Raw genomic sequence first — 26,051 nt, 5'->3', positions numbered from 1 at the left:
GCTTTGGCGAGGGGCCGATGATCACGCGGCGCTCAAGGTTAATTGCCCGCGCCCCGTTTCGTCGCTTGATCACGGTCAAAGACAGAACCGGCAGGGCGAAGGGATCATGGCGTACCTTCGGAGGAGGCGCCTGTGGAACGGCAGACAATTCTTATCGTCGAAGATGATGCCGCCGTGCGTGCGGCGCTGCGGGAGTGTCTCGAGGCGGAAGGCTGGGCGGTGCGCGAGGCGCAAGACGCGGCCGGCATGTTGCGCGAGATCGAAACGGGCGGCATCGACCTCGTGACGCTCGATCTGGGGCTCGGCGCCGATGACGGGTTTGCCTTGGCCCGGGTTCTGCGCGGGCGCAGAAACATTCCGGTCGTCTTCATCACGGGATATGGTCAGCCGCTAGACCGGGTACGCGGGCTGGAGGCGGGGGCGGACGACTATATCGTCAAACCCTTTGCCGCGCGCGAAGTGGTGATCCGCATCCGCCGCGTGCTCGAGGGATACCGGACGCGGGCCGTGCCGGTCGACCGGCTCCATATCGATCACAGCAGCATCGACCTGCGTCGGGGTGTGATCGAGCATCGCGACGGGCGCCGCGAGGACCTGACCGGGACCGAGACGAAACTGCTCGAGCTGTTTCTCAGCCGCCCGGCGCAGGTGCTCTCGCGCGACGATATCAACCGGGCTCTGCACGGGCGCGACTGGTCGCCCTACGACCGCACCATCGACACCCATATCGCCCGGCTGCGGCGCAAGATCGAACCGGGAGACGCGTCGCCCCGGATGATCCGCTCGGTGCGCGGCGTGGGCTATGTCTTCACCGGGCAGATCAACCAGGAGGCGCGTCGGGGTTGAGCGCGCGCGCGACGGCTGCGCTCAACGTCGAGAGCGAATAGGGTTTCGTGAGCAATTCGATCTCTCGCTCGACCTTCGGACGCCCGGCGAATTTCTCCGATGCGTGCCCCGAAGTCAGAAGCACCGGCAATCGGGGGTCTCGGGCGCGCACCCGATCGACCAGGTCGAAGCCCGAGCAACTGCCGGGCAGGACGACGTCGGAAAACAGCAGATCCACCGGCTCGCCCGCCTCGATCTGCTCCAGCGCCTGATGCGCATTCCCGGCCTCGATCACCGCGTATCCCAAGGCTTCCAGCCGGTCGAGAACCGTCTCGCGCACCAGCGGATCGTCCTCGACCACGAGCACGAGTTGACCGTCACCCATCCGCAGCGCGTCGCGATCTTCGGCTGCGGCGAGCATGGGATCCCCGTCGACCTCGGGAAGATAGAGCGTGATCGTCGTGCCCTCACCGGGGGCGCTGTCGATGTCGAGAAAACCGCCCGCCCGCGCCACCGAACTCGCGACGCTCGTCAGCCCGAGCCCGTTCCCGACCCGCGCATCCTTGGTGGTGAAGAACGGATCGAGCGCCTGCCGCCGCACATCCGGCGTCATGCCGTGGCCGGTATCGCTCACGCTAACCGTCAGGAACCTGCCCGGGCGCGCGCCTTCGATTTCGCCTGCCTGCTGCACGTCGAGCTGCGCGCTGCCGGTCCGGATCGTGATGGTGCCAGCCGCCGAAATCGCATCGCGAGCATTGATGACGAGATTGAGCAGCGCTCCGTCCAGTTCCCCGCGATCCATGTAGATCTGGCCTCGATCCGCGCCCGGCAAGAGACGCAGATGCACCTGTTCTCCGAGCACCCGCTCGAGAAGCGTCCATGTCTCTGCGAGTTGCGCATCGAGGCCGAAGCGCACCGGTTTGGGCGTCCGCGCCCCCGCGAGCGCCAGCAGCCGCTGGTTGAACCCCGCGCCGATCCGCGTCGCGTCGATGGCGCGTTCGAGATGCCCGCGCGCGAGATCGGCCATCTCGGTGCGCGCCGCCAGCTCCAGATTGGACAGGATGACGGTCAGAAGATTATTGAAATCATGCGCGATCAGCCCCGCCATCCGGCCTACGGTTTCCATCCGCTGCCCGCGCACCATCGCCGCCGCGATCCGAGCGCGCTCGGTCCGGTCGAGGATTGCGCCGATAGCGCCGACCGGGCGGGGCGGGTCGGCGCTCTCGTCGAAGCGGATGTTCCCGCGCAATTCGATTACCTTGGGCTCGGCGCTGCGGGCGAGCTTGAACTCGATGGAGAATTTCCGGCTGCCCGTGGGGTCGATCGCCGCGCGATGCGCCTCTTTCAGACGCACACGATCCTCGGGCGCGGCGAGGGCGATCCACGTGTCGAAGCTGTCGGGCACCTCCTGCGTCTCGAGGAGTTGCCGGGCGGGCTCCGTCGCGACGAGCGTGTCGCGGTCGAAATCCATCTCGAAGAACGCAATTCCCGCGGCTTTCATCGCCTCGATGATCTCTTCCGCGCGCAGGTCCGTCAGCTGTTGAAATTCCTTTTCGGCGCTGATGTCCTCGATGATCAGGATGATCCCCGCGACTTGTCCTGCGCGGCGCAGCGGTGCGACGGTCCAGCGGGTCCACGCCTCGCGGCCATCGGGACGCATCGTGCGGCTCTCGTCGCACTGCACGGTTTCGCCCGCCAGCGCTTTGCCGCGCGCGTCGCGGCAGGCGGCGGGCAGCCAAGGCAGCAACGCGTCATGGTCCGACCCGACGGCATGTGCGATATCGCCCCCGTAGGCCGCCAGAAACGCCGCCGAAGCCGCGACGAACCGCATCTCGGTGTCGAACACCGCGACCGGAACCGGTATCAGGTCGATCACGCCCTCCAGATCCTCGGCGAGCGCCGCAGCGCCGTGGCCCGGTCTCGGGTCGGGCCTGCACTCCTCGGAATTTGCCATCGACGCCACTCCTTGCGCGCTTGGCACCACGCGTCCCGTGCCGCGCCAACCGCTGCCGCGGGCTCTCATACGGGCGTCGCGTGACGCTTCTCTCCGGAGCCCGCGACCCGCAGAGAGCTTACGAAAAGCTCCTGCGCCTGTTTTTGCGTGTCGAACACAGCCGCCGTCATTTCCTCGGCGACCTGTCCCCAGAGGCGGCGATAGAGCGCGGAATAGTCGTCGATCGCGCCCGAGACGAATTCCGACCACGCGGCGGCGATGGCCGCCGGATCGCCGGGATTGGCGAGATTGGCGAGCAGGGCGCGGTCACAGGTGATCCGATCGGTGGTGAAGCGCAGCCATTCCTGGTTGAACTGCAACGTCCGATCCGCCGCCTGCATCTGCATCGCGACGAAGGGGCCAAGCAGCGCAGGGTCCGGTCCGTCGGGTGGAAGCAGGCGTTTCAGCAGTTCGGCGTAGCCCGCATTGGTGTACGCGGTCGCGTCGGTCGAGCTGGGCATCGGAGCCTCCTCCGGAGTTGATGTCGGCTCCCCGAGCTTTGCCGCAGGGGCAGGCGCGTGCATTGATGGAGATCAATGCGCGCGTGGCGAAACCCGCCTTGGCCCGGGGCGGTTGCCTAGCGCCGCGTCCCGGGAAACGCGGCAGCCAGCGAGCCTTTGGGCGCTTGTCCCGCGCCGCTACGCATGGCCGCGGCTTTCCCGCCCATCGCCCCTCGGTCGAAGTCCGACAGGCGCGGCGCGGGAGCGGGTTCTGCAAGGGCCGCGCCGATCCGCTCGTTCTGGAACTTGGCAAGTCGCCGCAACCGCCCGAGATCGGTGACGGCGAGGTGATCGGGCGCAAGCAGGCGGATTGCGCCGCGCTCCTCGATCTGGTGCAGCGCGCGGCACAGGGTCTCCACTGTCATGTCCAACAGCGAGGCCAGATCGCGCCGGGTCAGCACGATGCGGATTTGCGGCGTGCTGCCCTCGGTCGCGCCGGGCAACTGCTCCACGAGCCAGAGCGCGAGCCGCTGCACCGTACTGCGCCCGCGCATCTTCACCACGCTCATCTGCAATTCTTCGAATTGGCGGTTCAGCGCCGACAGGAAGCCCCGGAAGATTTGCGGATGTGACTGCAGAAAACCGTGCCAGGTCTGGCGCGGCATCCAGCAGATCGTGGTCTCGGTGGCGGCCTCGCTCGAGAACCCGTTCACCTCGCGTTCGGGGTCGCCGATCAGGTGACCCGTGCGCAGAATCTGCAGAACGTGTTCGTCGCCGCCTTCGGTCAGAACGACGAGTTTCACGAGCCCGGATGCGACGATCCCGATCCGGTCCGCCGCTTCGCCCTGTGCCGCGATCTCGGCCCCTTGGCGATAGGTTTCGCGGTAGCTGCGCCGGGCGAAGTCGAGTAGCGCGTCACGATCGAAAGCGCTGCAGAGCCCTGTCTGGCGCGCCGTGCAGTCGTCGCATTTCGCGTCGAATTGCGGCCGTATCGGCTGAATACTTGACATGTTTCCCTCCCCCTTGGGTCGCCCGGTCGGTGGCAGTTCGCGGGCAACGGTCACCTGCGTGACGAGAGGAATCTTGCCGTGTCGGAGGGCATCTGTCAGGCGGTGAATTGTAGAGAAATGTTAATTTATGAAATTTGAGCGGCGTTGTGCGCAATATTGTTGCGCGGAGCATAGGGGATAGAAGCCGGCGGAGAGAGACCGCCACGCCGATGAATTCGGTCCCGCCGGCCACGCCTCGGGGAGGGGCGCATGGTGGCCGACGGGATTCGCGAAATGCTCTTCGACCGGGGCGACCGAGCGTGGTCACCCCGAGCCTTCCGCGAATGCCAAATGATGCCCCAGCGCGGAGCAGGCGCCATTATCGGGCGTCAATCGCGGCGTAGCGAAGGCGCCGGTGCGGGGCTCGGCTATCTGCGCGTAGGACCAGGCGCGCCCCGCCAGCGCCTCCGAATTGACGGCGGACAATGCCGCTGCACCGCGCCGCGGGAAAGCTGGGCCACCGATATGGGAGGATATCAAATGACTCAGGTTCGACCTTTCCTGCTCGCTCTCGTCTTGATCGGCGCGGCGGGACCGCTCGCGGCTCAGGACGCCATGACGTCCGACGAGATGGGCGCGCAGCTTTATGCGGACAATTGTGCCGCCTGTCACGGCATGAAGGGGCAGGGTGACGGCCCGCTCGCAGAGGCCTTCATTCAGGACATTCCCGCGCTGACCGGGTTGTCTGCGGCCAACGACGGGACGTTCCCGCTGCTCAAGGTTATCCAGATCCTCGACGGGCGGACGGAAGTGCGCGGGCATGGCGGGCCGATGCCGGTCTTCGGCGCGCTGTTCCGCAACGAGCTGGAGCCGTTGGTCGGGCGTTTCGGAACCGAGGCGGTGATCCGGGGCCGGGTGCTGGCGATCGCGGAGCATGTCGCCACCTTGCAGGAATGAAGGCACCTGCCGCGCGATTGTCGCTGGTCAATGCAGGTCGCGCGGATCGCGCGCAGACTTCCGAAATCGATGCGAGGAGTCGATACGGAGATCGCCATACGGATACGCTGCGCGCTGCGGCCCGGTGGCCGGTCCGCCCCGACACGGAGAGCTCCATCGATCGAAGGGTCATCGTTGTCGTGTGATTTCCGATGTGAAAACATCGACATCGCGCGTCGGACGATGGCCTTTCGTCACGTTTGACGCACCCAGGGGCCGGGGCGGCCAAACTCTCCGGCGCTTTGACCAAATTTTTTCGCGCAACTGTGACCCTGTCTCGCGCCTGTCGCAAACCTCTGCGAGAAATGGGCGAAACCCCGCCCAGACAGACCGTCCGAGAGGGTTTGCGGGTTTCGCATTGACGGCGGTCAATGGCGCGGCTGGCCGGATTGGTTTTAGCTGGGAGGCGTCATAGCCAAGCTCGAAGGAGTGTGCGGATGTTTCGTTGGATCACCCCCGAGAACAGTTCTGACCTTCTGCCGCAGCCGCGAAGGTCGCGGGACGATGGCCTCGCGCCGGAGACCGTTCCGTGGCCGCTGCCGGGCGCGCGCGCCAGACCGGACGACACGGTCGGCCCGACCGGAGTGCGGCTTCGGAAAACGGGACCGGACCGCACGTTGGAGGTCTCGGCGTTGCGCGATCTCGGCCTCTCTCCACAAGAGATCGCGCGCTATCTCGGCCTCGCGCTGCAGGAGGTCGCCAGTTTGCTGAGCGCCGATCTCGACCTCGCTGCGAGCCTCGCCAACAATATGACCCCGGTTTATCGCACCCGCGCGAACGCGATGCGCTGGGTGGGGTGAGCCGGTCCCGCGATCATCGCAGACCGTCCTCCGGAATGTGAAGGGCGGCCTGCGAAATGCCGGGACAGGACAGGGCAGGATGGGGGCGGTCGCGGTTACCCGCGCGTCATGGTCACGGCCATCTGGCACAGGATCTCGAACATCACCGAGACGCCGAGGAAGGCGGTAGCGCCGGAAGGGTCGAAGGGCGGGGAGACCTCGACGAGATCGGCGCCTACGATATCCACCCCGTCGAGCAGACGGATCACCTGCAACGCCTGATAGGAATTCGGGCCTCCCACTTCTGGCGTGCCCGTTCCGGGCGCGAAAGCCGGGTCGATGAAGTCGATATCGTAGGAGAGATAGGTGGGCTTGGATCCGACGATCTCACGCGCCTCGGTCATCACATCCTCGACGCCGCGGGCGTGGAACTCCTCGATCGGGATCACGCGCACGCCTACGCTGTCGGCAAAATCGCGATCTTCGCTATCATAGGTGGAGCCGCGAATACCGATCTGCACCACGCGTTTCGGGTCGAGCAGCCCTTCTTCGATGGCACGGCGGAAGGGCGTGCCATGCGTGTACATGGTGCCGCCGAAATAGCTGTGGAAGAGGTCGGTATGGCTGTCGAAATGTACCATGCCGAGCGGCTCGGGCTTGCCCAACGCGCGCAGGATCGGCAGCGAATTGAGGTGGTCGCCGCCTGCGGTGAGCGGGCGGATTCCATGCTCGCGGACCGTCTCGAAAAACCGGGTGATCCGGTCCATCGCGTCCTGAATGTCGGCGGGGTTCGGGGAGACATCGCCGAGATCGGCGCAGTTGACCATCTCGAAGGGGCGCACGCCGGTCGCGCCGTTCTGCGCCCGGATCATCGTCGAGAGATCGCGCAACTGGCGCGGGCCGTGGCGCGGGCCGGGACGGTTGGTGGTGCCGGAGTCCCACGGGCTGCCGATCAGACCGATCTGCACGTCGCTCAGGCGCGGATCGTCGAGCGGCACATGCGGCAGGCGCATGAAGGTCGGCACGCCCGCGAAGCGGGGCAGATCGAAGCCGGAAACGGGGTGGAAAAAGGGATCGCTGGACATGGGGTCGCTCCTGTCAGGTCATGACGCTGCCACCGTTCACGCCGAAGCATTGACCGGTGATGAAATTGCTCTGCGGGCCCGCGAGATAGCAGGCCATCGCGGCGATATCCTCGGGCTGGCCGAACCGGGCGAGGGGCGTCGCCATGTCGATTGCCAGCTGTTCGGGGCTCATCGAGGCGGGGCTCGTCATGTCGGTCTCGATCGAGCCCGGCGCGATGGCGTTGACAAGGATTTTCGGTGCCAGTTCGCGCGCGAGGGTCCGGGTGAGCGCGATGATCCCGCCCTTAGAGGCGGTATAGGCGGACATTTCCTCGCGCCCGAGAAAACCCAGATCGCTCGCGATATTGATGATCCGGCCTTCCTCGGCCCTGCGCACGAAGGCACGGGCGGCGAGGAATGTGCCGCGCAGGTTCACCGCGATCACGCGGTCGAACTCGTCTATCTTCGTCTCGGCAATCGGGCTTTCGCGCAGGATCCCCGCGTTGTTCACGAGGATGTCGATCCGCCCGAACCGCGACTTGACGGCGTCGAACATCCCCTCGACCTGCGCCTCGTCGGAGACGTCGGCGGGCAGGGATTCCGCCTCGGTCAGCTTTTGAAGTTCGGCGAGCGTTTCGCGCGCCTGCGCATCGTCGGGATGGCAGAACGCGACTTTCGCGCCTTGTGCCGCCAGCGCCAGCGAGATGGCGCGCCCGATCCCGCGCGAGCCGCCGGTGACCAGTGCGACTTTACCGTCGAGGCTCATGACATGACCTCGCCGCGGTCGACGTTGAGCGCCTGACCGGTGATATTCGCGCCAGCCTCGGACGCGAGGAACATATACGGATCGGCCATGTCGGCGGGCACCATCAGCCCGTCGATGGCTTGCGCGGCCATGATCTCGGCCTCGACCTCGGCCTCGCTGCGCCCGCTGGACTCGGCCAGCTCCCGCAGCGAATTGGCCGCCGGCCCGGTTTTCACCCAGCCGGGGCAGATCGCGTTGACGCGGATGCCGCGGGGGCCCAGCTCCTGCGCCCATGTCCGGGTCAGCCCCAGAAGGGCGTGTTTGCTGGCGACGTAGGCCGAGAAGCCCGGTACGGCGGTGCGCGCCCAGATCGAGGCGGTGATCACGATGCGCCCGCCCTCGGGAATGCGCGAGATCAGCGCGTCGGTCACGTTCTGCGTGCCGGTCACGTTGATCGCCACGATCCGCTCGAACATCGCGTTGCCCGTGGGATTGTCGCCGGTGAGCGGTGTGGGGCGCTCGAGCCCCGCATTGTTCACCAGCACATCGACGCGTTCGATATCGGCCAGCGCCTCGGTCACCATCTCCGCCTCGGCGATGTCGCAGCGGATCGCGCGGACCTTGCCGGGCAGGCTCTCGGCGGCCTCATAGATCGCGTCGGTCTCTGACAGGATGATCAGGTCGGCGCCGGCGCGGGCAAACCCTTCGGCGATGCCATAGCCGATCCCGCTCGATGCGCCTGTGACCAGAACGGTCTTTCCGGTGAAGTCGAATGTCACACTCATTCCTTGCCGCGTCCTTCCTCTCTCATCAGCCGCATCAGATGCCCCTCCAGGTCGGAGTAGCCTTCCAGTTTCACGGCTTTTTCCTTGTCGGCGATCCGCGCGCCCTGCTTGAATTCGGGCACGATCACCTCTTTCACCCGGCCCGGATGGCTCGAGAGAAAGACGATCTTGTCGGCGAGGAAAATCGCCTCCTCCAGATCGTGGGTGACGATCACCATCGTCGTGTTGGTCTTCTCAGCGACGTCGATCATCAGCTCCTGCATCAGCCAACGGGTCTCGGCATCGAGTGCGCCGAACGGCTCGTCCATCAGCAAGACCTCGGGGTCATTGGCGAGCGTGCGCGCGATGGCGACGCGCTGACGCATCCCGCCCGAGAGTTGCGACGGGTAGGCTTCGGCGAATTTCCCGAGGCCTACGAGATTGATGAATCGCTCCGCGCGTTCGCGGCGCTCGGCGGCCGGGACGCCGTTGATCTGCATCCCGAACTCGACATTCTTGCGCACCGTCAGCCAGTCGAAGGAGGTATAGGCCTGAAAGACCATGCCCCGGTCGCGGCCCGGTCCCTCTACGCGACGACCGCCGATGACGATCTCGCCGCCGCTCGGGGTCTCGAGCCCCGCGATCATGCGCAGGATCGTCGATTTCCCGCAGCCCGACGGGCCGAGAAGGACGCAGATGGAGTTGCGTTCGACGGTGAAGCCCGCGCCCTCGACGGCGACCAGCTTGCGCCCGCCCGACAGCTCGAATTCCTTCGTGATTTCGCGGATTTCCAATGCGGTTTCGGCAGCCATGCTCAGCTCTTTCTCAGATAAGGGAAGGCCCAGCGATGCAGGGCGGAGAAGGCGAGGTCGAACAGCAGGCCCAGCACCCCGATCACGATGATTCCCGACAGGATTTCATCGGTCTTCAGGAAACGTCGCGCGCGCATCATCATCGCGCCGATGCCGGTGGTGGAGGCGACGATCTCGGCGATCACCAGATAGGTCCAGGTCATCGCCAGCATCTGGCGCATCGCGGTCACGATATCGGGCAGAACGGCGGGGAAGATCACGCGAGCCACGACCTTGCGGCGCGGTGCGCCTAGCGTGAGGGCAGTCTCGACGAGTTCCTCGCGGACGTTCTTGGTGTGATCCATGATCAGCGTGATCAGGAAGAAGATCACCCCGAGGAACAGCAGCGCCAGTTTAGGGGCCTCGCCGGTGCCGAACCACATTAGCAGGATCGGGATGAAGGACGGCGCGGGCAGATAGCGCCAGGCGGAAACGAAGGGGGCGAAGAACGCCTCGATCGCGGGGAAGGAGCCCATCATCACGCCCAGCGGCACAGCCACGGCGCTGGCCAGCGCGAAGGCGATCAGCACGCGGCTGATGGAGATCAGGACATCGCTGCTGAACCCGCGACTGAAGAACAGATCGAAGGTGGTCGCGAAGACCTGATGCGGGGCTGGGACGAGAAGCGGGTTCACCAGACCGCTGGCCGAGGCGACGATCCAGATGCCGAAGAACAGCACCCAGACGGCGAGCGCGGAAAGCAGCTTCTGACGGCGGTTCACGGGCTTGCGCAGCTGGAGAAAGGGAGTGGGTCGGGCGCTCAAGGCAGATGCTCCGGCTTGGGGGAAGGGAAGCGCCGGGACGTGGCGCTTCCCGCGTGTGTTAGTGTGCGGTCAGGCTCTGGCGGTAGCCGGACTTGACCAGATCGCCCATCAGCGAGCAGTCGACGCCCTTCGACGCATCGACCTTGTTTTCCATCAGGCCGAGTTTGATCCACCAGTCATTGGTCATCGCGATCGAGTCGACCATCGAGCCGTTGGCCATGCCAAGCGGGCCTTCGCCGTCGAGCACGCCGCAGAGCCGGGCAGACTCGTCGAAATCCATCATGTAGATGCCGCCCTCGAAGGACTTGCCGTTGGTGCCGATAACGTAGCCGACATCCTCGGCGGGCCATTGCAGGAAGGAGGCGATCATCTTGTTGGCCTCTTCGGTATGCTGGTTCCAGTAGGCCAGACCATCCCAGCGCGCCTTCAGTACCGCCAGCGCCGCCTCGCGGTTATCGGCGATGAACTTCTTGTTCATGTAGAGCGCGTCCATGAAGATCCCGGTCTTGAGCATTTCCGGATCGGAGGTGTCGACGATGGAGCGCGCGCCCGGTTTCGCCTCGAGCACCTTGGAAATCCACGGCTCGTACATGTAGGCGGCGGACAGGTCGCCCGACATCATCGGACCGACGGCTTCATCGGCGTTGAGGTTCACCCATTCCACCTGATCGGGGGTGATGCCCTCGGAATCGAGCCAGATCCCCATCAGCAGCTGGCCGATATAAGCCTGCGGGGCCGCGACCTTCTTGCCCGGCAGGTCGGCGGGCTCGGTGTCCGGTGCGAGAATGACGTGATCGACCCCGTAGGAGGGGTTGAGCTGAGCCACGTTCACCACGTCGGTGCCGCGATCCACGACCAGCGGCGTGTAATCGGCGGTGCAACCATAGACGTCGATCTGACCCGCGGCGAGGGCGGCATGCCCGCCCAGCGGATCTTCGAAGATCGTGATGTTGAGATCGTAATCGGGGATCAGGTTCTGCTCCTTGGCGACTTCGAGCATGGCATAGCCCGGCCAGGAGACGCAGACCCCGACATTGACGGTTTCAGCGGCGGCAGCGGAGAGGCTGCCCGCGGAGAGGGCGACCGCGGAGGCGGCGGCGATTTTGAGAACGGAGCGCATAAGCGGACCTCGCTGTTGGTATGGATTCTTGATCTTGTGAAGAAAACTTTATGAGATAAAAACTTTTATGCAATAAAAATTTTGTCTTGACCAAAAACGAGCCATCGCAGACAACTGTTCGCAACCCTAGGAGGACCTTGTGAGCAACCTGCGCGCCCAACAAAAACAAGACCGTCGCAACCGCATCGTGACATCGGCCAAAGAGCTTTTTCGCGAAAAGGGCTATGACAAGACGACGATCGAGGCGATCGCGGTCGCCGCGGGCGTCTCGGGGGTGACTGTCCACAACTACTACGGAACCAAGGCGGGGGTGCTGCTTGCGCTGGTCATCGAGAGCGACAAGCAGCTCTTGGAACGGCTCGACGCCAGGTTGCCCGGGAAAGAGGCCGATCTCGTCGAGCTGACGCTCGCCTTCGCGCATGAGATCATGGAACACGCGATGCAGACGCTGGAGAAGGAAATCTGGCGTCAGGTCATCGCTGCGGTCACGATCGAGGCGGGCACGCAGCTGTCCAAGGCCTATTTCAAGCTCGACGAACAGCTTGCCTCGGTGCTGGTGCGCCGGATCGAGGCGATGCAGCGGGACGGCCGGCTCAGTGCCGATCTCAACCCGCTCCACCTGGGCCGCGCGCTGTTCCAGCTGCAGAACGCCCGTTTCATCCAGTTCATTTCCACCGACGCCGCGCGCCGGGACGATATCGAGACCTGGCTGCGCAACGATATCGTGGCGCTGTTCTCGGTGACGCTCCCGGTGTCCGCCGATCCTTCCTGAGCGGAGAGTGACATGTTTCTCAACCCGATCACCTGGCCCGAGGGCAAGCGCTGCGCCGCCTGCGTGACCTTCGATATCGACGCGGATTCGCTGATCCGCACCGCCCGTCCTGACGATGCCGAGCTGCGCCTGCAGCCGATTTCGATGGGTCGCTACGGGCCGACGGTCGCGGTGCCGCGCATCCTCGAGACCTATCGCCGTCTGGGCCTCACGCAGACCTTCTTCATGCCCGCCTGGGTGATGCAGAATTATCCCGCGACGGTCGAGGCGATCCTGAAGGCAGGGCACGAAATCGGGCACCATTCGTGGATGCACGAAGACCCGATGGAACATTCCGACGAACGCGAGGCGGAGCTGTTCGAGCGCGCGCTGGAGGTTCATGTCTCGATGACGGGCCGCAAGCCGCGCGGCTATCGCGCGCCGGTCTATTCCTTCACGCCCGCGATGCTGAACCGGTTGATCGAGCACGGGTTTCTCTATGACAGCTCGATGATGGCCGACGAGTTGCCCTACCGCGTCGAAACCCCGAAAGGCAGCCTGATCGAGATGCCGCCGCATTGGGGCACCGATGACTGGCCGCCCTTCGCGCATTTCGGCGAGATCGACTACCTGATGCCGATCCGTGCGCCCTCCGATGGCATCCGCGCCTTCGCCGAGGAGTTCGACGCGATGCACGAGGCGGGCGGGTTCTGGATGCCGGTGCTCCACCCGTTCCTGACGGGCCGGTTGGCGCGCTGGCGCGAGATGGAACGGCTGCTGGAACGCGCCGTGGCGACGGGCGACGTCTGGTTCGCACCGATGGAAGAGATCGCCAGCCATGCGAAAGCTACGGAGGCGACGCTTCGCCACGAACGGATCGGCGTCGAGACGTAAAGCCGCTTCGGGAACGAAGGCCACCGATCTGCCAAATAGAACACCGCGGCGCCGAACAGCGCCGCGGTGTTTTCGTTTATCTGTTGGCTGTTCGCGCTTATTCGGCCGCGGTGTCGGAGGGCATCGCGGGGAGATCACCATCCGCCACCAGGTGTCCGTCGCCAACATCGCGCAGCGTGAGCCGCTGCGGGCCGGTGCCCAGCTTGTAGACCGGGCTGGGAACCTCGCCGGAGAGGCGCGGAATGGGTTCGCGCACCTTGTCGGGGTCGGGGATCGGCACGGCGGCCATCAGGCGCTTCGTGTAGGGGTGCTGCGGTGCGCCGAAGATCTGCGCCCGCGTGCCCATCTCTACGATTTGTCCCATATACATCACCGCGATCCGGTCCGATATGTTCTCGACCACGGCCATGTCATGGCTGATGAACAGGTACGCGATGCCGAACTCGCGCTTCAGCGCCTCGAGCAGGTCCAGCACCCGTGCCTGCACCGACACATCCAGCGCCGAGACGCTTTCATCCGCCACGATCAGTTTGGGCTGCAGCGCCAGCGCGCGGGCGATGCAGATCCGCTGGCGCTGGCCGCCCGAGAACTCGTGCGGATAGCGGTCGAGCTGATCGCGGGTGAGGCCGACGCGTTCGAACAGCGCCGCGACCTTCTCGCGTTGCTCCTCGGGGGTACCGATGCCATGGATCACCAGCGGCTCGGCTACCAGATCGCCCACCCGCATCCGCGGATCTAGCGCGGCCATCGGGTCCTGAAAAACGATCTGCACGTCGCGGCGCATCTCCTTCATCTTCGCGCCGCTCAAACTGCCCATCGTGTGGCCTGCGACCTCGATGCGGCCCTGATGCGGCACGAGGCCGGTCAGCGCCTTCGCGATGGTGGATTTGCCGCAGCCGCTTTCACCCACGAGCGAGAAGGTCTCGCCCTCCATGATATCGAAGCTGACACCCTCGACCGCGTGCACCCGGTGCGTGACCTGCGACAGGATACCGCCGCGTATGTCGAAATGCACCTTCACGTCGCGCAACCGCGCCACGGGTTTGGCATCCGGCGACGCGCCCGCAGCGCCGCTGCCGTCGCCCATGCGCGGTACCGCGGCCAGCAGGTCCTGCGTATAGGCCTCGCGCGGGGCGGTGAAAATCTGCGAGACAGGGCCGGTCTCGACCGCCTGACCCTGCTTCATGACGATGACCCGCTCGGCCATCTCGGCGACGACGCCCATGTCGTGGGTGATCAGGATGATCGCCGTGCCCATCTCGTCCTGCAGATCGCGCAGCAGGTCGAGCACCTCGCGCTGCACCGTCACGTCGAGCGCGGTCGTGGGCTCATCGGCGATCAGCACGTCGGGGCGCAGCGCCAGCGCCATCGCGATCATCACGCGCTGCCGCATGCCGCCGGACAGCTCGTGCGGATATTGCGTCATGCGACGCTCGGGTTCGGAGATGCGCACACGCCGCAGTGCCTCAAGCGCACGGGTCCGAGCCTCTGGCTTCGAGACCGGCTCATGCGCGCGGATCGCTTCGGAGAGTTGCAAGCCGATCGTCAGCACCGGGTTGAGCGACGTCATCGGCTCCTGGAAGATCATCGCGATGCGGTTGCCGCGAATTGCGCGCATCCGGCCCTCGGGCAGGCGCGTCAGGTCTTCGTCATGGAAGCGGATGGCGCCGGAACTGACCCGAAGGGCAGGGGGCGGCAACAGACCCATGATGGCCAGAGAGGTCAGCGACTTGCCCGACCCGCTCTCGCCCGCGATGGCGATGGTCTCGCCGCGTGCGAGCGTGAAGCTCAGATCGCTGACCAACGCGCGCTCGCGCCCCTCCGAGCGCACCGAGATCGTGAGACCTTCGACGGCGAGCACCGGCTGGGCGGGCTCCGGGGCCATGACGGCCCCGGCTTTCGTTTGTTGCATTTCGATCATTCGAACACGTTTCTCGGGAAGTAGAAGCTGACGACCCAGTTGGGCATATCGACGATCTCGGAGATGCGCAGATCGCCACAGGTCGAAACCAGCATATAGGCGTCGACCGCCGACATGCCGCGCTGTGCGCACAGAAGGTCGATCATGCCCGAGACCGCATCGCGCGCGCCCGACATCAGGTCCGGGCCGATGCCCGTCGTGACCTCGTAGCCCGCCGTGTCGAGGTGGCGCGTGACCGGCCCCGGCGTGGTGAAGCGCGGGAATTTCAGCGTCTCGTTCTTGATCAGGTCGAAGTTGAGCACGCAGTTCATCGGGCTTTCGATCGCGGTGCCGCAGACCTCGCCATCGCCTTGGGCGGCATGGGTGTCGCCCACGGAGAACAGCGCGCCCTCGACCTCGACCGGCAGGTAGAGCGTGGTGCCCGCCGCCAGATCGCGAATGTCGAGATTCCCGCCCACGCGGCGCGGCGGGACGATGGAATGCGGGCCGGCTTCTGCCGGGGCGACGCCGATCGTGCCGCAAAACGGTTTGAGACCCACCTTGCCTTCGCTGCCCCAAAGCGCCTTGTCGGGCGAGGCGGCGTCGTATTTCCAGATCGTCAGCGCCGGATCCTCGAACTGATCCGCCAGCAGGCCGAAGCCCGGAATGTTGGCGGTCCAACCCCAGGCGGAGCCTTCCTGCTCGCGCGGGGTGAAGCTGTCGATGGTGACCTTTAGCACGTCACCGGGTTTCGCGCCTTCGACATAGATCGGGCCGGAGACCGGATTGATCTTGCCGAAATCGAGCGTCTTGACGTCTTCCACGGTCGAGGACGGTCCGAGCTGTCCGGCCGAGCTGTCGTGGCAATGGAATTCGATGGTCGATCCCGGGGCCACCGTCTCGGCCGGGACAAGCGAGTTGTCCCAGCCGAAATGGTGCTGTGCGCCGTGGATCGTATAGTCACAGGCTTTGCACATGCGCGCTTACTCCGTCACGTACACGTAGTCGTAGTTCACGGGGATCGAGACCGGGTCGACATAGAGCGCATCTTCGCCGCCCATACGGCTCGACTTCATGGTGTAGCGGTTCTCGTTGAACACCGGCACCCACGGCGCGTCTTCCATGACCTTCATGTAAACGTCGGACCATTTCTGCAGGCGTTCGTCCTGCTTGGCCGGGTCGGTGATCGAGTCCGCCTCGGTCGCCATCGCGTCGAGTTCCTTGTTGCAGTACCACGACCAGTTCCAGCCGCCCTCGACCGCACCCGCGCAACCCAGGATCGGCCCGTAGAAGTTGGACGGATCGGGGAAGTCGGCGATCCACGCCATGCCGCCCGACCAGATCATCGGCGCGGTTTTCGGCGTGCCGCCCGCTTCGATCACGTTGGCCTGCGCCAGCGCCTTGATGTCGACCTTCACGCCGATCTGCGACAGGTCCTGCTGGATCGCCTGAGCGATACGCGGGTTCGGATCGGTGTTCATCACGTAGAGCTCGGTCTCGAAGCCGTCGGGATAGCCCGCATCCGCGAGCATCTGCTTGGCCTTTTCCTGATCGAAGGGGTAGCCTTCGTAATCCTTGGTATAGCCCGGCATCGACGGCGGCAGCGGCTGGTTCGCGGGCGTGGCGCGACCGTTGATCATCTGCACGATGCGATCCTTGTTGATCGCCATGTTCATCGCCCGACGCACCTCGACCTTGTCGAAGGGCGCCATCTGGGTGTTCAGCGTGATGTAGCCGGTATGCAGCTGGCCGCCCATGACGACGCGCTTGGCCTCGTCGGGATTGTTCATCACCTCGTTGAACTTCGCCGGCGGGATGCCATCGCCGGGCACGTCCACCTCACCCTTCTGCAGGCGCAGCAGGGCCACGATCGGCTCTTGGCCGACCTCGAAGGTGATGGTGTCGAGATAGGGGATGCCCTCGCGCCAGTAATCGGCGTTCTTCTGGAACACGAGCTGCTGGCCGATCGTCCAGTCGGCGAGCTTGAACGCGCCGGTGCCCACGGGATGCTTGCCGAAATCGGTGCCGTATTCGTCGACCGCTTCCTTCGGCACGACCGAGGCGAAGTTCAGCGCCATCACGTGCAGGAAGGTCGCGTCGGCGCGCGACAGCTCGATCTTGACGGTGTAGGGATCGACGACGGTCACGCCTTCGAGGCTCGTGGCCGAGCCGTCCGCCATCGCGTCATAGCCCTTGATCGAGCCGAAGAAGCCTGCGCCGGGCGACTGGGTCGCGGGCGTGGTCACGCGGTCGAGCGAGTATTTCACGTCTTCGGCGGTCATTTCGCGACCGTTGTGGAACTTTACGCCCTTGCGCAGGTGGAAGGTGAAGACCGTGCCGTCATCCGAGATCTCGTAGCTCTCGGCGAGGCCGGGGCGCAGCTCGGTGGTGCCGGGAACGTAATCCATCAGCCCGTCGAAGATCGATTTGATCATCGACCAGTTCTGCCAATCATAACCGATCGCCGGGTCCAGCGTGGCCACGTCATCCTTGTAGGTGATGACGATATCGCCGCCTTCCTTGGCGTTCGGGTCGGGGGTGTAGTCCGCCGCCGCGGCAAAGCTGCCGAAGCCCAGCGACACCGCGAGGGTGCTCGTCACGAGCATCTTTCTCATCAAGCTCATTTTGTCTCTCTTTCTCCGTTGGACGTTAGTCGAGGGGCCCGGTTCCTCCGGGGCTCTGGTTGCGATCAGCGCAGCTTGATGCGCGGATCGATGAAAGGTGTGATCAGGTCGGCCAGCAGGTTGCCCAGCACGATCGCGCAGGCGGATACGAGCGTGACGCCCATGATGATCGGGATGTCGACGCGCTGGATCGCCTGCCAGGCGAGCTGCCCGATGCCGGGCCAGCCAAAGACGCTTTCCACGACGACGATGCCGGACATGAAGATGCCGATATCGATCCCGATCATCGCGATGATCGGCAGGATCGCGTTCGGCATCGCGTGCAGCGCCAGCACCCGGAAGCGGCGCAGACCCTTGGCGCGGGCGGTACGGATATAGTCCGAGCGCAGCACGTCGATCATCGAGGAGCGCATCATCCGGCTGTACCAGCCCGAGCCCATGATCCCGAGGGTCAGCGCCGGCAGCACGAGGTTTGAGAAGCTGCCGTAGCCACCGATCGGGAACCAGCTCAGCTTGACCGCGAAGACATAGAGCAGAAGCAGGCCGACCACGAATTGCGGCGCCGAGACCGCGACGAACGAAGTGATCATCAGCGACTGGTCGAGCGCGCCGCCGCGGCGGATCGCAGCGACGATGCCCAGCGTGAGCCCCATGATCAGTTCGGCGACGATCGCGCCCAGCATCAGCAGGAGCGTCGCGGGCAGACGCGCGGCGACCAGCGTCGCGACCTCGGTCTTCTGCAGGTAGCTGCGGCCCATATCGCCCTGGAACAACCCGGTCAGGTAACGCCAGTATTGCACGATGAAGGGCTGATCGAGGCCCAGCTGGTGGCGGATATTGGCAACCGTTTCGGGCGTGGCCGAGCGGCCCGCGATCTGACGCACCGGGTCGGCCGGCAGCACGAAGAGCAGGAAGAATGTGATGAAGGAAACGCCGAGAAGGATCAGGGCAGCCTGGATCAGGCGTCGGATCAGATAGGCCAGCATCAGTCACGCCCTCTCTGCGTCGGGTCGAGCACGTCGCGCAATGCGTCGCCCACGAGGTTGAAGGACAGCGCCAGCAGCAGGATCGCGGCGCCCGGGATGAAGACGAGCCAAGGGGCCGCCTGGAAATAGGTCTGGTTCTCGAAGATGATGTTGCCCCAGCTTGGCGTCGGGGGCTGAACCCCCACGCCGAGATAGCTCAGCGTCGCCTCCAGCAGCACCGTGGTCGAAATCCCCAGCGTGCCCCAGACGATGATCATCGGCACCAGATGCGGCAGGATGTGGCGGAACAGGATACGCACCGTGCCCGCGCCGAGGGTCCGCTCGGCGGCGACGAATTCACGCTCGGCCAGCGCGGAGGTCTCGGTGAAGACCACGCGCGCCGTCTGCACCCAGTTCACCAGCGCGATCACCATCGCGACGATCCACAGCGACGGCGTGAAGATAGCGGCGAGGCAGATCGCCAGCAGCAGCGCCGGGAAGGCCATCATCAAGTCGGTGAAGCGCATCAGCACCGCACCGATCCAGCCGCGGAAATAGCCTGCCGTCACGCCGATCAGCGTGCCGATAATCAGCGCAAGGCCGTTCGCGACGACGCCGATGATCAGCGAGGTCCGCGCGCCGTAAAGGATGCGCGAGAACAGGTCGCGGCCGAGAAGGTCGGTGCCGAGCCAGAACTTTTCGCCCGGCGGCATGGGGGCGCCTTCCAGCGTCAGCCCGTCGAACATCTGGTCCTGCGGCTCGAATGGCGCGATCCACGGCGCGAAAATCGCGCCAAGCGTTACGATCGCGATGATCGCAAAGCCCAGAAGGGCGAGCTTGCGGCGCATCAGGCGGCGCAAGGCGCTTTGCGGTCGGGCCGGTCCCTCAGCCAAGGTCGCGTCGGTCATCGGTCTTCCTTTGTTCGTCATGGTTGGCGACGATGCGGCGCGCGGCATCCTCAAAACTCACGCGCCAGGCCATCGCCATCTGGCGGAGCTGGTCATAGGCCTCCGCCTCACTCTTTCCCCGCGCGGCCAGCAGAGTGACCGCCCGCACCACCGTCTGGCGCTCGTCGAGGCGGCGACGCAAATCCGCGATCTCCGCCGAAAGCTGCGCCCGCGCCTCGAAACCGAGCCGCGCGATCAGCAGCGCTGAATAGACCCCGCCATCGCCCACCGGTTTGAGGAGCTGCGCATGGGCACCGGCTTCCAGCGACCATTCGATCCGGCCCGGCGCTTCGGTCCCGATCAGCGCGATCATCGGCATCGGGCTTTGCCCCGGCTTCCACGGGAATTGCTCGTCATAGCCCTGATCCGCGTCGAAGAAGACGAAATCGCCCGACAGCGCTTCCGCCGGAAGTTCGGGCCAGCAATGCACGACCGTCAGTCCGATCGCGCGCAACTGTCGTTCGAGCGCCTGCACGGTCGCGTGCGGGCGATGCAGGATATAGGCGCGGGCGCCACCGAGATCGGGGATGCGGATCTTGCGCTTCATGACACCACCTTCAGTCGGGGCGCGCCGGGCGAGACCGCGTTGCGACCCCGTGCGAGATAGGGGTCGCCCGCGACGGCTTCGAACCGCTCGCGAACGGTGAAAGCGCCGTTCTCGACCTGCGCGATCAGGACGGGCAGGGCGGTATGGTGGGTCGAGGCGTCGATGCCCTCGGTACCCTGCGGCGCATCGTGCAAGAGTTGTGCGAGGCTCTGGTCCGGGGCGTCTTCGTGCCCTGAGAGCAGAAGCGCGAGACGATAGACCGAGGACCAAGCGGCCGCTTCATGCGAGGAGCCGAAATTGCGCTGCGCCTGCGGCCAGCCGGTCGCGCCGCGGAAATACGGCCCGGCGGCCACGAGCCCCTCGGCCGCGCCCGGATGGATCGCGGGCAATTCGCATTCGGTCAGATTGCATGAGAGGATCGGGCAGGTCTCGGGCCGGAAATGGGCGTCCTCCTGACCGAGCCTGTGATAGGCTTCGAGGAAGGCGTATTGCGACGGGCCGATCAGGTTGTTGAGAATGAAATCGGGCCGGGTCGCGCGAATTTCAGCAATCATCCGGTCGACATCAAGCGAGCCGAGCGGCAGATAACGTTCGCCCAGAACCTCGCCGCTAGCGGTCGAGATCACGTCTCGGGCGAGCCGGTTCATCTCCCAGCCCCAGATGTAATTCGAGCCTGTCAGGAAGCCCCGCCGTCCCAGCCGGGCGAAGGCCCAGCCGAGCATTGGCAGCAGGTGCTGGTTCGGGCAGGCATGGGTGTAGACGACATGATCGGAGGCTTCGAACCCTTCGTAGGGCACCGCGTACCAGAGCGTACCGCCCGCTTTCTCCAGCGTCGGGATCACTTCCTTGCGGCTCCACGACGTGACGCAGCCGATCACGTGGCGGGCATCGCTGTCTCGCAGAATTTCCTCGCAGAGCGGACCGTAGGCGTCGATGTTGCCCTCTGGGTCGCGCTCGACCGGAGCAAAGGTGAGCGGGAAATCGGGCATCGCGTTGATCTCTGCAATCGCGCTCAGCGCCCCGGTCCGGCAAGCCTCTGAAATCAGAGAATAGCTCCCCGAGCGGGAATATAGCAGGCCAAGTTCGATCCGTTTCTTCATATCCGCTCCCGCAGCACCCCTGATCCAAAACGCAAAACGCCCCGCTGACTTGCCGCAGGAAAGCGGTGTCAAAGCGAGGCGCAATTGCCGTTCGGGTTGTTCCGATGTGGAACCAAATTTGCAGCGTGAGACTCAGGCGGCAAGCGCAAATTGCGAAACCCCTGCGGGTTCACAGCTCAGAAGTGGATTTTTCGGGGTGGCTGCACAAAATTTGTGCACAAAACCGTCATCTGAGAGCAATGTTTTGTCACACGCCGGTGAGAATCGGTTTTGGAGGGATCGGTTTCGTTCGTCCGAGGACGACGCGCCGCGTCTGCCGCCGGGAACAATGCTGCCGGCGCGGCGACTGGCTTCGGTCCGGGAGCCTCTGACTTTCCGCAGGGGGCGGCTGTTTGCCAAAATTCGGAAGCCGGGAAAAGGGCAAGCGCTCCGCTGGCATGGCAAATTCACCGAAAGAGCTGGGCCACGCGCCGAGCTGCGCTAGCTAAACGCTGATTTTCTTGGATATTTTCCCCACATTCATTCGCCGGGGAAAGTGGCGGAGAGACAGTGCGCCACTGGACAAGCTGAATCTATATTTTTCAATTGCTTAGCTTGATCGTGTGAACCAGATTGTGAACCGCAGTGTGAACCCGAAAATGGCTTAGTCAGGGCTCCTTTTTGGCGCAGTGTAGCTGAAAAGGGTATCGCAATATGCCATGCGATCCTTGGTCCAGTCGACAAGGGCGCTTCCGCCCAAGCCGGGATAGAACCAAGGGCTGTCAGCGTAGGTCGCAGGGAAAATCTCGCGCTCCTTTTCGCGCTAGTCATCCACGATTTTCCGATCGAGGGCGGTGGCCAGATCGAAGATCGTCTTGAGGGACAAGATGCCGTTGTTGCGCAGCTCCGCATAGCGCGCATTGCACTCGTCCCGAAGGTTCGCAAGCACCAGCCCCCAGATGCCGAACCCAGGCGTTGCGCTGCCGGAAATACCGGTCTGGAATGTGCGATCCAGATCGTAGACCGTCGCGCTCCAACGTGTGCCGTCATGGGTGGCGAACAGCCGGTTGTTGTGCCGCCCATCGAGGTCGCCAACAAACTCCATGAACAGCACCGTATCGATGAAGCTGTTGACGTCGAGATAGTCTTGGTAGGTGGTCGCGAAATCCTGCACGCCGTTGATGCAGTCGGCGATCCAGTTAAAGAACCGCTCCACCTTCACGCTCACATCGCCATCGGTCACGGTCATGCCCGGCTCGTAGCCAACGATTTCCGATACCTTGGCGCGCATGATCGCGGCCAGCTCGTTTATTACTTCATCGGCTGTCACCTTCGTGCGCTCGGCACGCTCGGTCATGAGCCGCTGAACCTCTGCCTTCACGTCTTCGCGTTGCAGCAGGTTATAGCCCTGCTGGCCTGCGGTGCGCTCAGAATAGCCCGCCCGGATCGTGGCCTTCGTCGCATCCAGATCGATGATATACTCCGCGCAGAACGCAGCCTGTTTCGGGGTGAGAGGCATCGGCGAGTGGCCTAGTGAGGTTCACAATGTGGTTCACACGTTCGCACAGTTAGGGTTCGCTTGGCAATCCGACGCGATATCTGGTTGGAGAGTTTATGGTCGCCGCGTTCAGTGATCGCGCAAAAATGCTGCGTTGCGAGGCCGAAGTGCAAATTTTCAAATCAATCTAAGTCGTTGATTGCACCTACCGGAAATTGCGGAATTTTGGCCCCAAATGCCAAATCCAGCATTTCTTGCACCTCCTGAACGGTCGCGCAGAACCACTCACGGCCTGCACCGGTTCCGAGATAGTGCTTGGATCGGATCTTAAGTAAGCCATGCACGGCTTCCTCCGCGGCCTCCGCGCTGCTGACCTGCCACGCGGCTTCTAGAAAAGGTGCGTCTGGGAGGTGAGCTTTGGCATGCAAGAGCCGGTGCTGCTGCATCCTTTTTCCAAATCGGCCGTGCGTCCAATCTTTAGAAGGCCGACAGACATTGGTAGTGAAAATGCGTACAGCCATCCTGCTTGATCGCCGTTCGCATCAGCATCGCCATCGTCGGAAATATCCTCTGGCGCAAGCGTAAGGGGGGCGTAGATGCCACGCGATATGCGAGTCACGAGCTCACCTGCGGTGGCCATATTCGCTATCATCGAGCGCGTTCTGACTTTCCATCGCGGATCAATATGTTGATCGGTTACTTCAAGATCGTGATCGCCAAGCGCTCCGTTTTCTTCGATAATTCTCCCTTCCATTCGATCAAATATTTCCGAGAGTGGCATCGGCGAATTTGCTTCCCCAATAATCTGAACGAGCTTTTCGCGAATAAAGGCGTGGTAGCTAGGCATTTATATCCTCACAAGTCTTTTGTTTCCTTCGCGCAACGCGAGGCCGCGTTCGTCTGCATGATCAGTGGGCGTCGGAAACAAAGTAGCGTATGAACGTCAGATGACGTTGCCGCCACTCGCGTTCCATATCGAGCATAGTTTTGCCCTTGCGCCACTTCTCAATTGTCAGCTGATCGTTCAGTGAAAAAAGGAGCCGCAGCGTATCATTGCAGAACTGCAAAAGATCGCCGTTTACAATGTCGAACTCTCGTTTGTCGGATATGTCGCTCCTTCTCCGATCGGCACTTTTTCCGAACTGCACACTGTGCGCCATCGTCTCGGTGCGCGCGACCCTAAGACGTTGACATAGAGGGCGGTTGAACAGGTCGTCGTATGCTAGGCGATCGTCACGGTCAGGCAGTAGGCCGTGGCACCCCAAGAAAGTCTTTTCTTCAAGATGGGTTACAAGCACTGGAATTGATAAGCTATGTAGGTGGCTTCCGTCTTTTCGCGATTGACCCGGTCCATCCCACAGACGAGAGAGGCCAAGAGCCATACCCTCAAACGCCCATCCGAAACACGCATTGAGGGTCGGCAGGAATGGCGCGTCGGCGACCTCTATTATCAAATCGAAGTTCTGAAACCAAACCTCCGCAAAGGTTTTCTGCTCCATCAGCTGTTCGAACTCGACATGAAACCGAGCTGAATACTCAATATGCAGCCCCATAGCCTCTTTACCATTCATCGCCATTCCTTCCAGATTTTCAGCGATGCTACTAGGCTAGCCCCTTGTCTGCCATCGATCGCTTGAGCACGGGTCGAGCGGGATCGGGGCCTACGAGGCCATAGCTATGCCAATTTGGATTGCGCCAATAAGGGCGGATACGGTCAGCGATACAGCTGCCCAAAAGATCGCATTTCGTGAGCCTTCGCGTGCCTCTTGCAGCTCGATGCGCTCAAGGTGCTTGAAGGTCGCATCTAAGGTGAGCGTGAACCGATCACCGCGTTCTGCAGCGGCGATCAGAACATGCCGCGGGGGCCTTCCCACATCGCGAAGTTCAAACATGTCCAGGAACAGCGCTAACTTTCTCTGCTTGCGGGCCTCGTAGCCTGATTGCATCAACAATTGCTCGAAGTCTTGGAACGTGACGCCCTCGTTGATCCTGACGTATCCCCACGCAAGGATTTTCTCATAAATGTTCTCGCCGTTGCAGGCTTGAACACCTTTTGGAGCAGAAAGGGGCTTCAACTGATCACTCGTGTAGCCAGCTCGCAATGATGGTTTCAGCATCGTTACGATCAACGTCATTCTTCGCCATAACGGTTTGAACGCAATCATCAAACGCTTGCTTGGCGTTTTCGATCTTGGCGCGAATTTCATCGTCGATGCTGATCTGAATGCTGCGGTATCTTTCGTTCATCCTAAAAGCCCTTGGTTGATAAAATCAGGAAAAATGATCCGCGATTCTCGTTTGGTGAGCAAACTGTATTTTCCTCAGCTTGCTTCCCGTTGGTGCTCGGCGCGCACTCGAGCGCGGGCAAGCATGATTTCCTCGGTTGAGGCGTTGGCGAGAGCGGCCTCGAGCTGCTGGCGGCGCTCCCATGCCTCGAGGGTCAGATCGGGACGCCCGGCGATCCGTGCGGATTCTGACGGGCTCATCCACCATCGGCAGGCGTTGGAAATCGCCCATGCAGGCTTTCCTTTCAGCTCGTGTGCCCAATCGTTCCCGATCGCCCGGTTTACCTGCTCAGGCAGCTCGGCGGTGTAGTAATGGATCAACAGCGCGGCCATACGGCCCACGATCCATTCACGGGTTGCAGGCCGGGTGAGCTGCGCCATGATTTCGTTGAGCCGATCAAACTCAGCCGTCGAAGTCACCGGCTGCGCTTTGAAAGCCCCGCAGGAAGCTATCATGCGCGCTGCGCCCTCGGGTGTGACGTGTTGAGCTACCCGCTCGTGAAGGGTTGGTATGCTCATTCCGAGCCTCCATCGTTTTGAGTTGGTCGGCGGTGAGTTCGCCCGAAAGCCTCTGCATCGCCGTGGTGAAATACTTGAATGATCCGGGCGGGCCGGTATCGCGCTTGGACGCCATGACTCTTCGGACCTCCGCGATCGCCACGTCCTCGGTGATGCCGGGCAGCTCGAGCCATCGCCGGGCCTCGGCCATGTCGCCTTGTCCTCCGATCCAGCTCGAGGGGCCGGCGATCCCATCAGGACCAACCCCCATCGCCTCGAGAAGCCGTTTTCCCCGGCTGATCGCGTGCTTTCCAACATCTGCGGCCCCTTCGTTTTCCACACCTACGAACTCAATCGCGCGACGGGAAAAGTCATGTTTCGTTGCCACGCAATCGACCGGCGACATGGCTCGCCAGACAAGACGCTGAAGGAAATTTTTGATGTCTGAGCGCAAATTCGTGGAATGTCACAAGGAAGCGCGCGCTGAGCTGATGCAGGCGCTTTACCATTCGCGGGGCGGCAACCTCGAGGATCGCGCCTATTGGATGATCGCTTCGCTGGGCCGGGAATATGACGCGGCAGCCGAAACGTCCATTCTGGTGCGGCAGGAGAACAGGCGCCTGCGCCAGCGCGCCGTTGATCTGAATAACAAGCTCGAGGCCGCGCTTGATCGCGCTCGCGCCGCCGAAAAGCTAGCTCGACAGATAGGTACCCATCGATAAAGTGTCGCCGT

The 26,051-nt window shown here is 63.5% G+C and carries 29 protein-coding genes; 6 read left to right on the top strand and 23 right to left on the bottom strand.

Annotated features, from left to right (window positions below; genetic code table 11):
* Positions 1-132: 132 nt before the first annotated feature.
* Positions 133-846: a response regulator transcription factor gene (locus B6V75_RS03340; RefSeq protein ID WP_088718716.1), complete on the top strand. Its 714-nt coding sequence runs from the start codon at positions 133-135 to the stop codon at positions 844-846.
* Here the strand turns inward: B6V75_RS03340 and B6V75_RS03335 are convergent.
* The 3 genes from B6V75_RS03335 to B6V75_RS03325 all read right to left on the bottom strand — a co-directional run bounded on the left by B6V75_RS03335 (position 821) and on the right by B6V75_RS03325 (position 4,268).
* Positions 821-2,779, bottom strand: a complete 1,959-nt coding sequence (locus tag B6V75_RS03335; protein WP_168174433.1) for a PAS domain-containing sensor histidine kinase — start codon at positions 2,777-2,779, stop codon at positions 821-823. The two genes, B6V75_RS03340 and B6V75_RS03335, sit on opposite strands and share 26 nt — an antisense overlap.
* 65 nt (positions 2,780-2,844) lie before the next feature.
* Entirely contained in the window at positions 2,845-3,279 is a 435-nt protein-coding gene (locus B6V75_RS03330; protein ID WP_088718714.1) for a hypothetical protein, read from the bottom strand.
* 116 nt (positions 3,280-3,395) lie between these two features.
* Entirely contained in the window at positions 3,396-4,268 is an 873-nt protein-coding gene (locus B6V75_RS03325) for a Crp/Fnr family transcriptional regulator (RefSeq protein WP_088718713.1), read from the bottom strand.
* 519 nt (positions 4,269-4,787) lie between these two features.
* Here B6V75_RS03325 and B6V75_RS03320 point away from each other — a divergent pair.
* Together B6V75_RS03320 and B6V75_RS03315 are read left to right on the top strand one after the other, a co-directional pair.
* Positions 4,788-5,204, top strand: a complete 417-nt coding sequence (locus B6V75_RS03320; RefSeq protein WP_075776577.1) for a cytochrome c — start codon at positions 4,788-4,790, stop codon at positions 5,202-5,204.
* Positions 5,205-5,680: 476 nt separating this feature from the next.
* Positions 5,681-6,043 (top strand): hypothetical protein, encoded by a 363-nt coding sequence (locus B6V75_RS03315; RefSeq protein ID WP_088718712.1) that lies wholly within the window; start codon positions 5,681-5,683, stop codon positions 6,041-6,043.
* A 95-nt stretch (positions 6,044-6,138) separates the two neighbouring features.
* Here B6V75_RS03315 and speB read toward each other — a convergent pair whose 3' ends face one another.
* The 6 genes from speB to B6V75_RS03285 are packed head-to-tail and all read right to left on the bottom strand — an operon-like array spanning position 6,139 to position 11,330.
* A complete protein-coding gene (gene speB / locus B6V75_RS03310) occupies positions 6,139-7,107 on the bottom strand; it encodes an agmatinase (protein ID WP_088718711.1) in 969 nt (322 codons plus the stop codon).
* A 13-nt stretch (positions 7,108-7,120) separates the two neighbouring features.
* Complete coding sequence (locus B6V75_RS03305) at positions 7,121-7,852, bottom strand: 3-oxoacyl-ACP reductase family protein (RefSeq protein ID WP_075776574.1); 732 nt, start codon at positions 7,850-7,852, stop codon at positions 7,121-7,123.
* Positions 7,849-8,616: an SDR family oxidoreductase gene (locus B6V75_RS03300; protein WP_199224695.1), complete on the bottom strand. Its 768-nt coding sequence runs from the start codon at positions 8,614-8,616 to the stop codon at positions 7,849-7,851. Before B6V75_RS03300 ends, B6V75_RS03305 begins: the two co-directional genes overlap by 4 nt.
* Positions 8,613-9,407, bottom strand: a complete 795-nt coding sequence (locus B6V75_RS03295) for an ABC transporter ATP-binding protein (protein ID WP_075776572.1) — start codon at positions 9,405-9,407, stop codon at positions 8,613-8,615. Before B6V75_RS03295 ends, B6V75_RS03300 begins: the two co-directional genes overlap by 4 nt.
* Positions 9,408-9,409: 2 nt before the next feature.
* Positions 9,410-10,210 carry an ABC transporter permease gene (locus B6V75_RS03290; protein WP_077701206.1) on the bottom strand — a complete coding sequence of 267 codons (801 nt, stop codon included), beginning with the start codon at positions 10,208-10,210 and terminating at the stop codon, positions 9,410-9,412.
* Positions 10,211-10,268: 58 nt separating this feature from the next.
* A complete protein-coding gene (locus B6V75_RS03285) occupies positions 10,269-11,330 on the bottom strand; it encodes an ABC transporter substrate-binding protein (RefSeq protein WP_077701207.1) in 1,062 nt (353 codons plus the stop codon).
* A 139-nt stretch (positions 11,331-11,469) separates the two neighbouring features.
* On the opposite strand from B6V75_RS03285, the gene B6V75_RS03280 reads away from it, so the two are divergent.
* A complete protein-coding gene (locus B6V75_RS03280) occupies positions 11,470-12,102 on the top strand; it encodes a TetR/AcrR family transcriptional regulator (protein ID WP_075776571.1) in 633 nt (210 codons plus the stop codon).
* Between the two features lie 12 nt (positions 12,103-12,114).
* Positions 12,115-12,975 carry a polysaccharide deacetylase gene (locus B6V75_RS03275; RefSeq protein ID WP_075776570.1) on the top strand — a complete coding sequence of 287 codons (861 nt, stop codon included), beginning with the start codon at positions 12,115-12,117 and terminating at the stop codon, positions 12,973-12,975.
* Positions 12,976-13,072: 97 nt separating this feature from the next.
* Here B6V75_RS03275 and B6V75_RS03270 read toward each other — a convergent pair whose 3' ends face one another.
* The 14 genes from B6V75_RS03270 to B6V75_RS03210 form a co-directional block, all read right to left on the bottom strand.
* Positions 13,073-14,887 (bottom strand): ABC transporter ATP-binding protein, encoded by a 1,815-nt coding sequence (locus tag B6V75_RS03270; RefSeq protein ID WP_075776626.1) that lies wholly within the window; start codon positions 14,885-14,887, stop codon positions 13,073-13,075.
* A 5-nt stretch (positions 14,888-14,892) separates the two neighbouring features.
* Positions 14,893-15,852, bottom strand: coding sequence for an acetamidase/formamidase family protein (locus B6V75_RS03265; RefSeq protein WP_088718710.1), 960 nt, complete (start codon positions 15,850-15,852; stop codon positions 14,893-14,895).
* A 6-nt stretch (positions 15,853-15,858) separates the two neighbouring features.
* A complete protein-coding gene (locus B6V75_RS03260) occupies positions 15,859-17,490 on the bottom strand; it encodes an ABC transporter substrate-binding protein (protein ID WP_075776625.1) in 1,632 nt (543 codons plus the stop codon).
* A 74-nt stretch (positions 17,491-17,564) separates the two neighbouring features.
* A complete protein-coding gene (locus B6V75_RS03255; RefSeq protein ID WP_075776568.1) occupies positions 17,565-18,485 on the bottom strand; it encodes an ABC transporter permease in 921 nt (306 codons plus the stop codon).
* A complete protein-coding gene (locus tag B6V75_RS03250) occupies positions 18,485-19,372 on the bottom strand; it encodes an ABC transporter permease (protein ID WP_075776567.1) in 888 nt (295 codons plus the stop codon). The genes B6V75_RS03255 and B6V75_RS03250 overlap by 1 nt, the downstream gene beginning before the upstream one ends.
* Positions 19,350-19,958 carry an ANTAR domain-containing protein gene (locus B6V75_RS03245; protein ID WP_075776566.1) on the bottom strand — a complete coding sequence of 203 codons (609 nt, stop codon included), beginning with the start codon at positions 19,956-19,958 and terminating at the stop codon, positions 19,350-19,352. The genes B6V75_RS03250 and B6V75_RS03245 overlap by 23 nt, the downstream gene beginning before the upstream one ends.
* A complete protein-coding gene (locus tag B6V75_RS03240) occupies positions 19,955-21,058 on the bottom strand; it encodes a transporter substrate-binding protein (protein ID WP_088718709.1) in 1,104 nt (367 codons plus the stop codon). Before B6V75_RS03240 ends, B6V75_RS03245 begins: the two co-directional genes overlap by 4 nt.
* An 802-nt stretch (positions 21,059-21,860) precedes the next feature.
* Positions 21,861-22,556, bottom strand: a complete 696-nt coding sequence (locus B6V75_RS03235) for a terminase small subunit (RefSeq protein ID WP_088718708.1) — start codon at positions 22,554-22,556, stop codon at positions 21,861-21,863.
* Positions 22,557-22,923: 367 nt separating this feature from the next.
* Complete coding sequence (locus B6V75_RS18575; RefSeq protein ID WP_168174431.1) at positions 22,924-23,382, bottom strand: hypothetical protein; 459 nt, start codon at positions 23,380-23,382, stop codon at positions 22,924-22,926.
* 61 nt (positions 23,383-23,443) lie between these two features.
* Entirely contained in the window at positions 23,444-24,112 is a 669-nt protein-coding gene (locus B6V75_RS03225; RefSeq protein ID WP_088718706.1) for a hypothetical protein, read from the bottom strand.
* A gap of 84 nt (positions 24,113-24,196) precedes the next feature.
* Positions 24,197-24,610, bottom strand: coding sequence for a hypothetical protein (locus tag B6V75_RS03220; RefSeq protein ID WP_088718705.1), 414 nt, complete (start codon positions 24,608-24,610; stop codon positions 24,197-24,199).
* Between the two features lie 4 nt (positions 24,611-24,614).
* Complete coding sequence (locus B6V75_RS18570; protein WP_168174430.1) at positions 24,615-24,782, bottom strand: hypothetical protein; 168 nt, start codon at positions 24,780-24,782, stop codon at positions 24,615-24,617.
* A 74-nt stretch (positions 24,783-24,856) separates the two neighbouring features.
* Entirely contained in the window at positions 24,857-25,240 is a 384-nt protein-coding gene (locus B6V75_RS03215) for a hypothetical protein (RefSeq protein ID WP_146735102.1), read from the bottom strand.
* A complete protein-coding gene (locus B6V75_RS03210; RefSeq protein ID WP_088718703.1) occupies positions 25,224-25,724 on the bottom strand; it encodes a hypothetical protein in 501 nt (166 codons plus the stop codon). The genes B6V75_RS03215 and B6V75_RS03210 overlap by 17 nt, the downstream gene beginning before the upstream one ends.
* A 34-nt stretch (positions 25,725-25,758) precedes the next feature.
* Here B6V75_RS03210 and B6V75_RS03205 point away from each other — a divergent pair, with 34 nt between their 5' ends.
* Positions 25,759-26,040, top strand: a complete 282-nt coding sequence (locus B6V75_RS03205) for a hypothetical protein (protein WP_088718702.1) — start codon at positions 25,759-25,761, stop codon at positions 26,038-26,040.
* Positions 26,041-26,051 lie beyond the last annotated feature (11 nt).

Origin of the sequence: Thioclava sp. F1Mire-8 (genome assembly GCF_002213165.1) — a bacterium.
Classification (GTDB): domain Bacteria; phylum Pseudomonadota; class Alphaproteobacteria; order Rhodobacterales; family Rhodobacteraceae; genus Thioclava; species Thioclava nitratireducens.
Note: the sequence above shows the minus strand (reverse complement) of the source record. Positions and strands in the feature narration are given on the sequence as shown.

What these genes read in the sequence shown, in the direction of transcription:
- B6V75_RS03265 (WP_088718710.1), bottom strand. Translation starts at nt 15,852, where the DNA reads ATGTGCAAAGCCTGTGACTATACGATCCACGGCGCACAGCACCATTTC.
- B6V75_RS03235 (WP_088718708.1), bottom strand. Translation starts at nt 22,556, where the DNA reads ATGCCTCTCACCCCGAAACAGGCTGCGTTCTGCGCGGAGTATATCATC.
- B6V75_RS03205 (WP_088718702.1), top strand. Translation starts at nt 25,759, where the DNA reads ATGTCTGAGCGCAAATTCGTGGAATGTCACAAGGAAGCGCGCGCTGAG.
- B6V75_RS03245 (WP_075776566.1), bottom strand. Translation starts at nt 19,958, where the DNA reads ATGAAGCGCAAGATCCGCATCCCCGATCTCGGTGGCGCCCGCGCCTAT.
- B6V75_RS03285 (WP_077701207.1), bottom strand. Translation starts at nt 11,330, where the DNA reads ATGCGCTCCGTTCTCAAAATCGCCGCCGCCTCCGCGGTCGCCCTCTCC.
- B6V75_RS03335 (WP_168174433.1), bottom strand. Translation starts at nt 2,779, where the DNA reads ATGGCAAATTCCGAGGAGTGCAGGCCCGACCCGAGACCGGGCCACGGC.
- B6V75_RS03295 (WP_075776572.1), bottom strand. Translation starts at nt 9,407, where the DNA reads ATGGCTGCCGAAACCGCATTGGAAATCCGCGAAATCACGAAGGAATTC.
- B6V75_RS18575 (WP_168174431.1), bottom strand. Translation starts at nt 23,382, where the DNA reads ATGCCTAGCTACCACGCCTTTATTCGCGAAAAGCTCGTTCAGATTATT.
- B6V75_RS03325 (WP_088718713.1), bottom strand. Translation starts at nt 4,268, where the DNA reads ATGTCAAGTATTCAGCCGATACGGCCGCAATTCGACGCGAAATGCGAC.
- B6V75_RS03275 (WP_075776570.1), top strand. Translation starts at nt 12,115, where the DNA reads ATGTTTCTCAACCCGATCACCTGGCCCGAGGGCAAGCGCTGCGCCGCC.
- speB (WP_088718711.1), bottom strand. Translation starts at nt 7,107, where the DNA reads ATGTCCAGCGATCCCTTTTTCCACCCCGTTTCCGGCTTCGATCTGCCC.
- B6V75_RS03250 (WP_075776567.1), bottom strand. Translation starts at nt 19,372, where the DNA reads ATGACCGACGCGACCTTGGCTGAGGGACCGGCCCGACCGCAAAGCGCC.
- B6V75_RS03330 (WP_088718714.1), bottom strand. Translation starts at nt 3,279, where the DNA reads ATGCCCAGCTCGACCGACGCGACCGCGTACACCAATGCGGGCTACGCC.
- B6V75_RS03255 (WP_075776568.1), bottom strand. Translation starts at nt 18,485, where the DNA reads ATGCTGGCCTATCTGATCCGACGCCTGATCCAGGCTGCCCTGATCCTT.
- B6V75_RS03300 (WP_199224695.1), bottom strand. Translation starts at nt 8,616, where the DNA reads ATGAGTGTGACATTCGACTTCACCGGAAAGACCGTTCTGGTCACAGGC.
- B6V75_RS03240 (WP_088718709.1), bottom strand. Translation starts at nt 21,058, where the DNA reads ATGAAGAAACGGATCGAACTTGGCCTGCTATATTCCCGCTCGGGGAGC.
- B6V75_RS03225 (WP_088718706.1), bottom strand. Translation starts at nt 24,112, where the DNA reads ATGGCGATGAATGGTAAAGAGGCTATGGGGCTGCATATTGAGTATTCA.
- B6V75_RS03270 (WP_075776626.1), bottom strand. Translation starts at nt 14,887, where the DNA reads ATGCAACAAACGAAAGCCGGGGCCGTCATGGCCCCGGAGCCCGCCCAG.
- B6V75_RS03305 (WP_075776574.1), bottom strand. Translation starts at nt 7,852, where the DNA reads ATGAGCCTCGACGGTAAAGTCGCACTGGTCACCGGCGGCTCGCGCGGG.
- B6V75_RS03210 (WP_088718703.1), bottom strand. Translation starts at nt 25,724, where the DNA reads ATGTCGCCGGTCGATTGCGTGGCAACGAAACATGACTTTTCCCGTCGC.
- B6V75_RS03315 (WP_088718712.1), top strand. Translation starts at nt 5,681, where the DNA reads ATGTTTCGTTGGATCACCCCCGAGAACAGTTCTGACCTTCTGCCGCAG.
- B6V75_RS03260 (WP_075776625.1), bottom strand. Translation starts at nt 17,490, where the DNA reads ATGAGAAAGATGCTCGTGACGAGCACCCTCGCGGTGTCGCTGGGCTTC.
- B6V75_RS03320 (WP_075776577.1), top strand. Translation starts at nt 4,788, where the DNA reads ATGACTCAGGTTCGACCTTTCCTGCTCGCTCTCGTCTTGATCGGCGCG.
- B6V75_RS18570 (WP_168174430.1), bottom strand. Translation starts at nt 24,782, where the DNA reads ATGAACGAAAGATACCGCAGCATTCAGATCAGCATCGACGATGAAATT.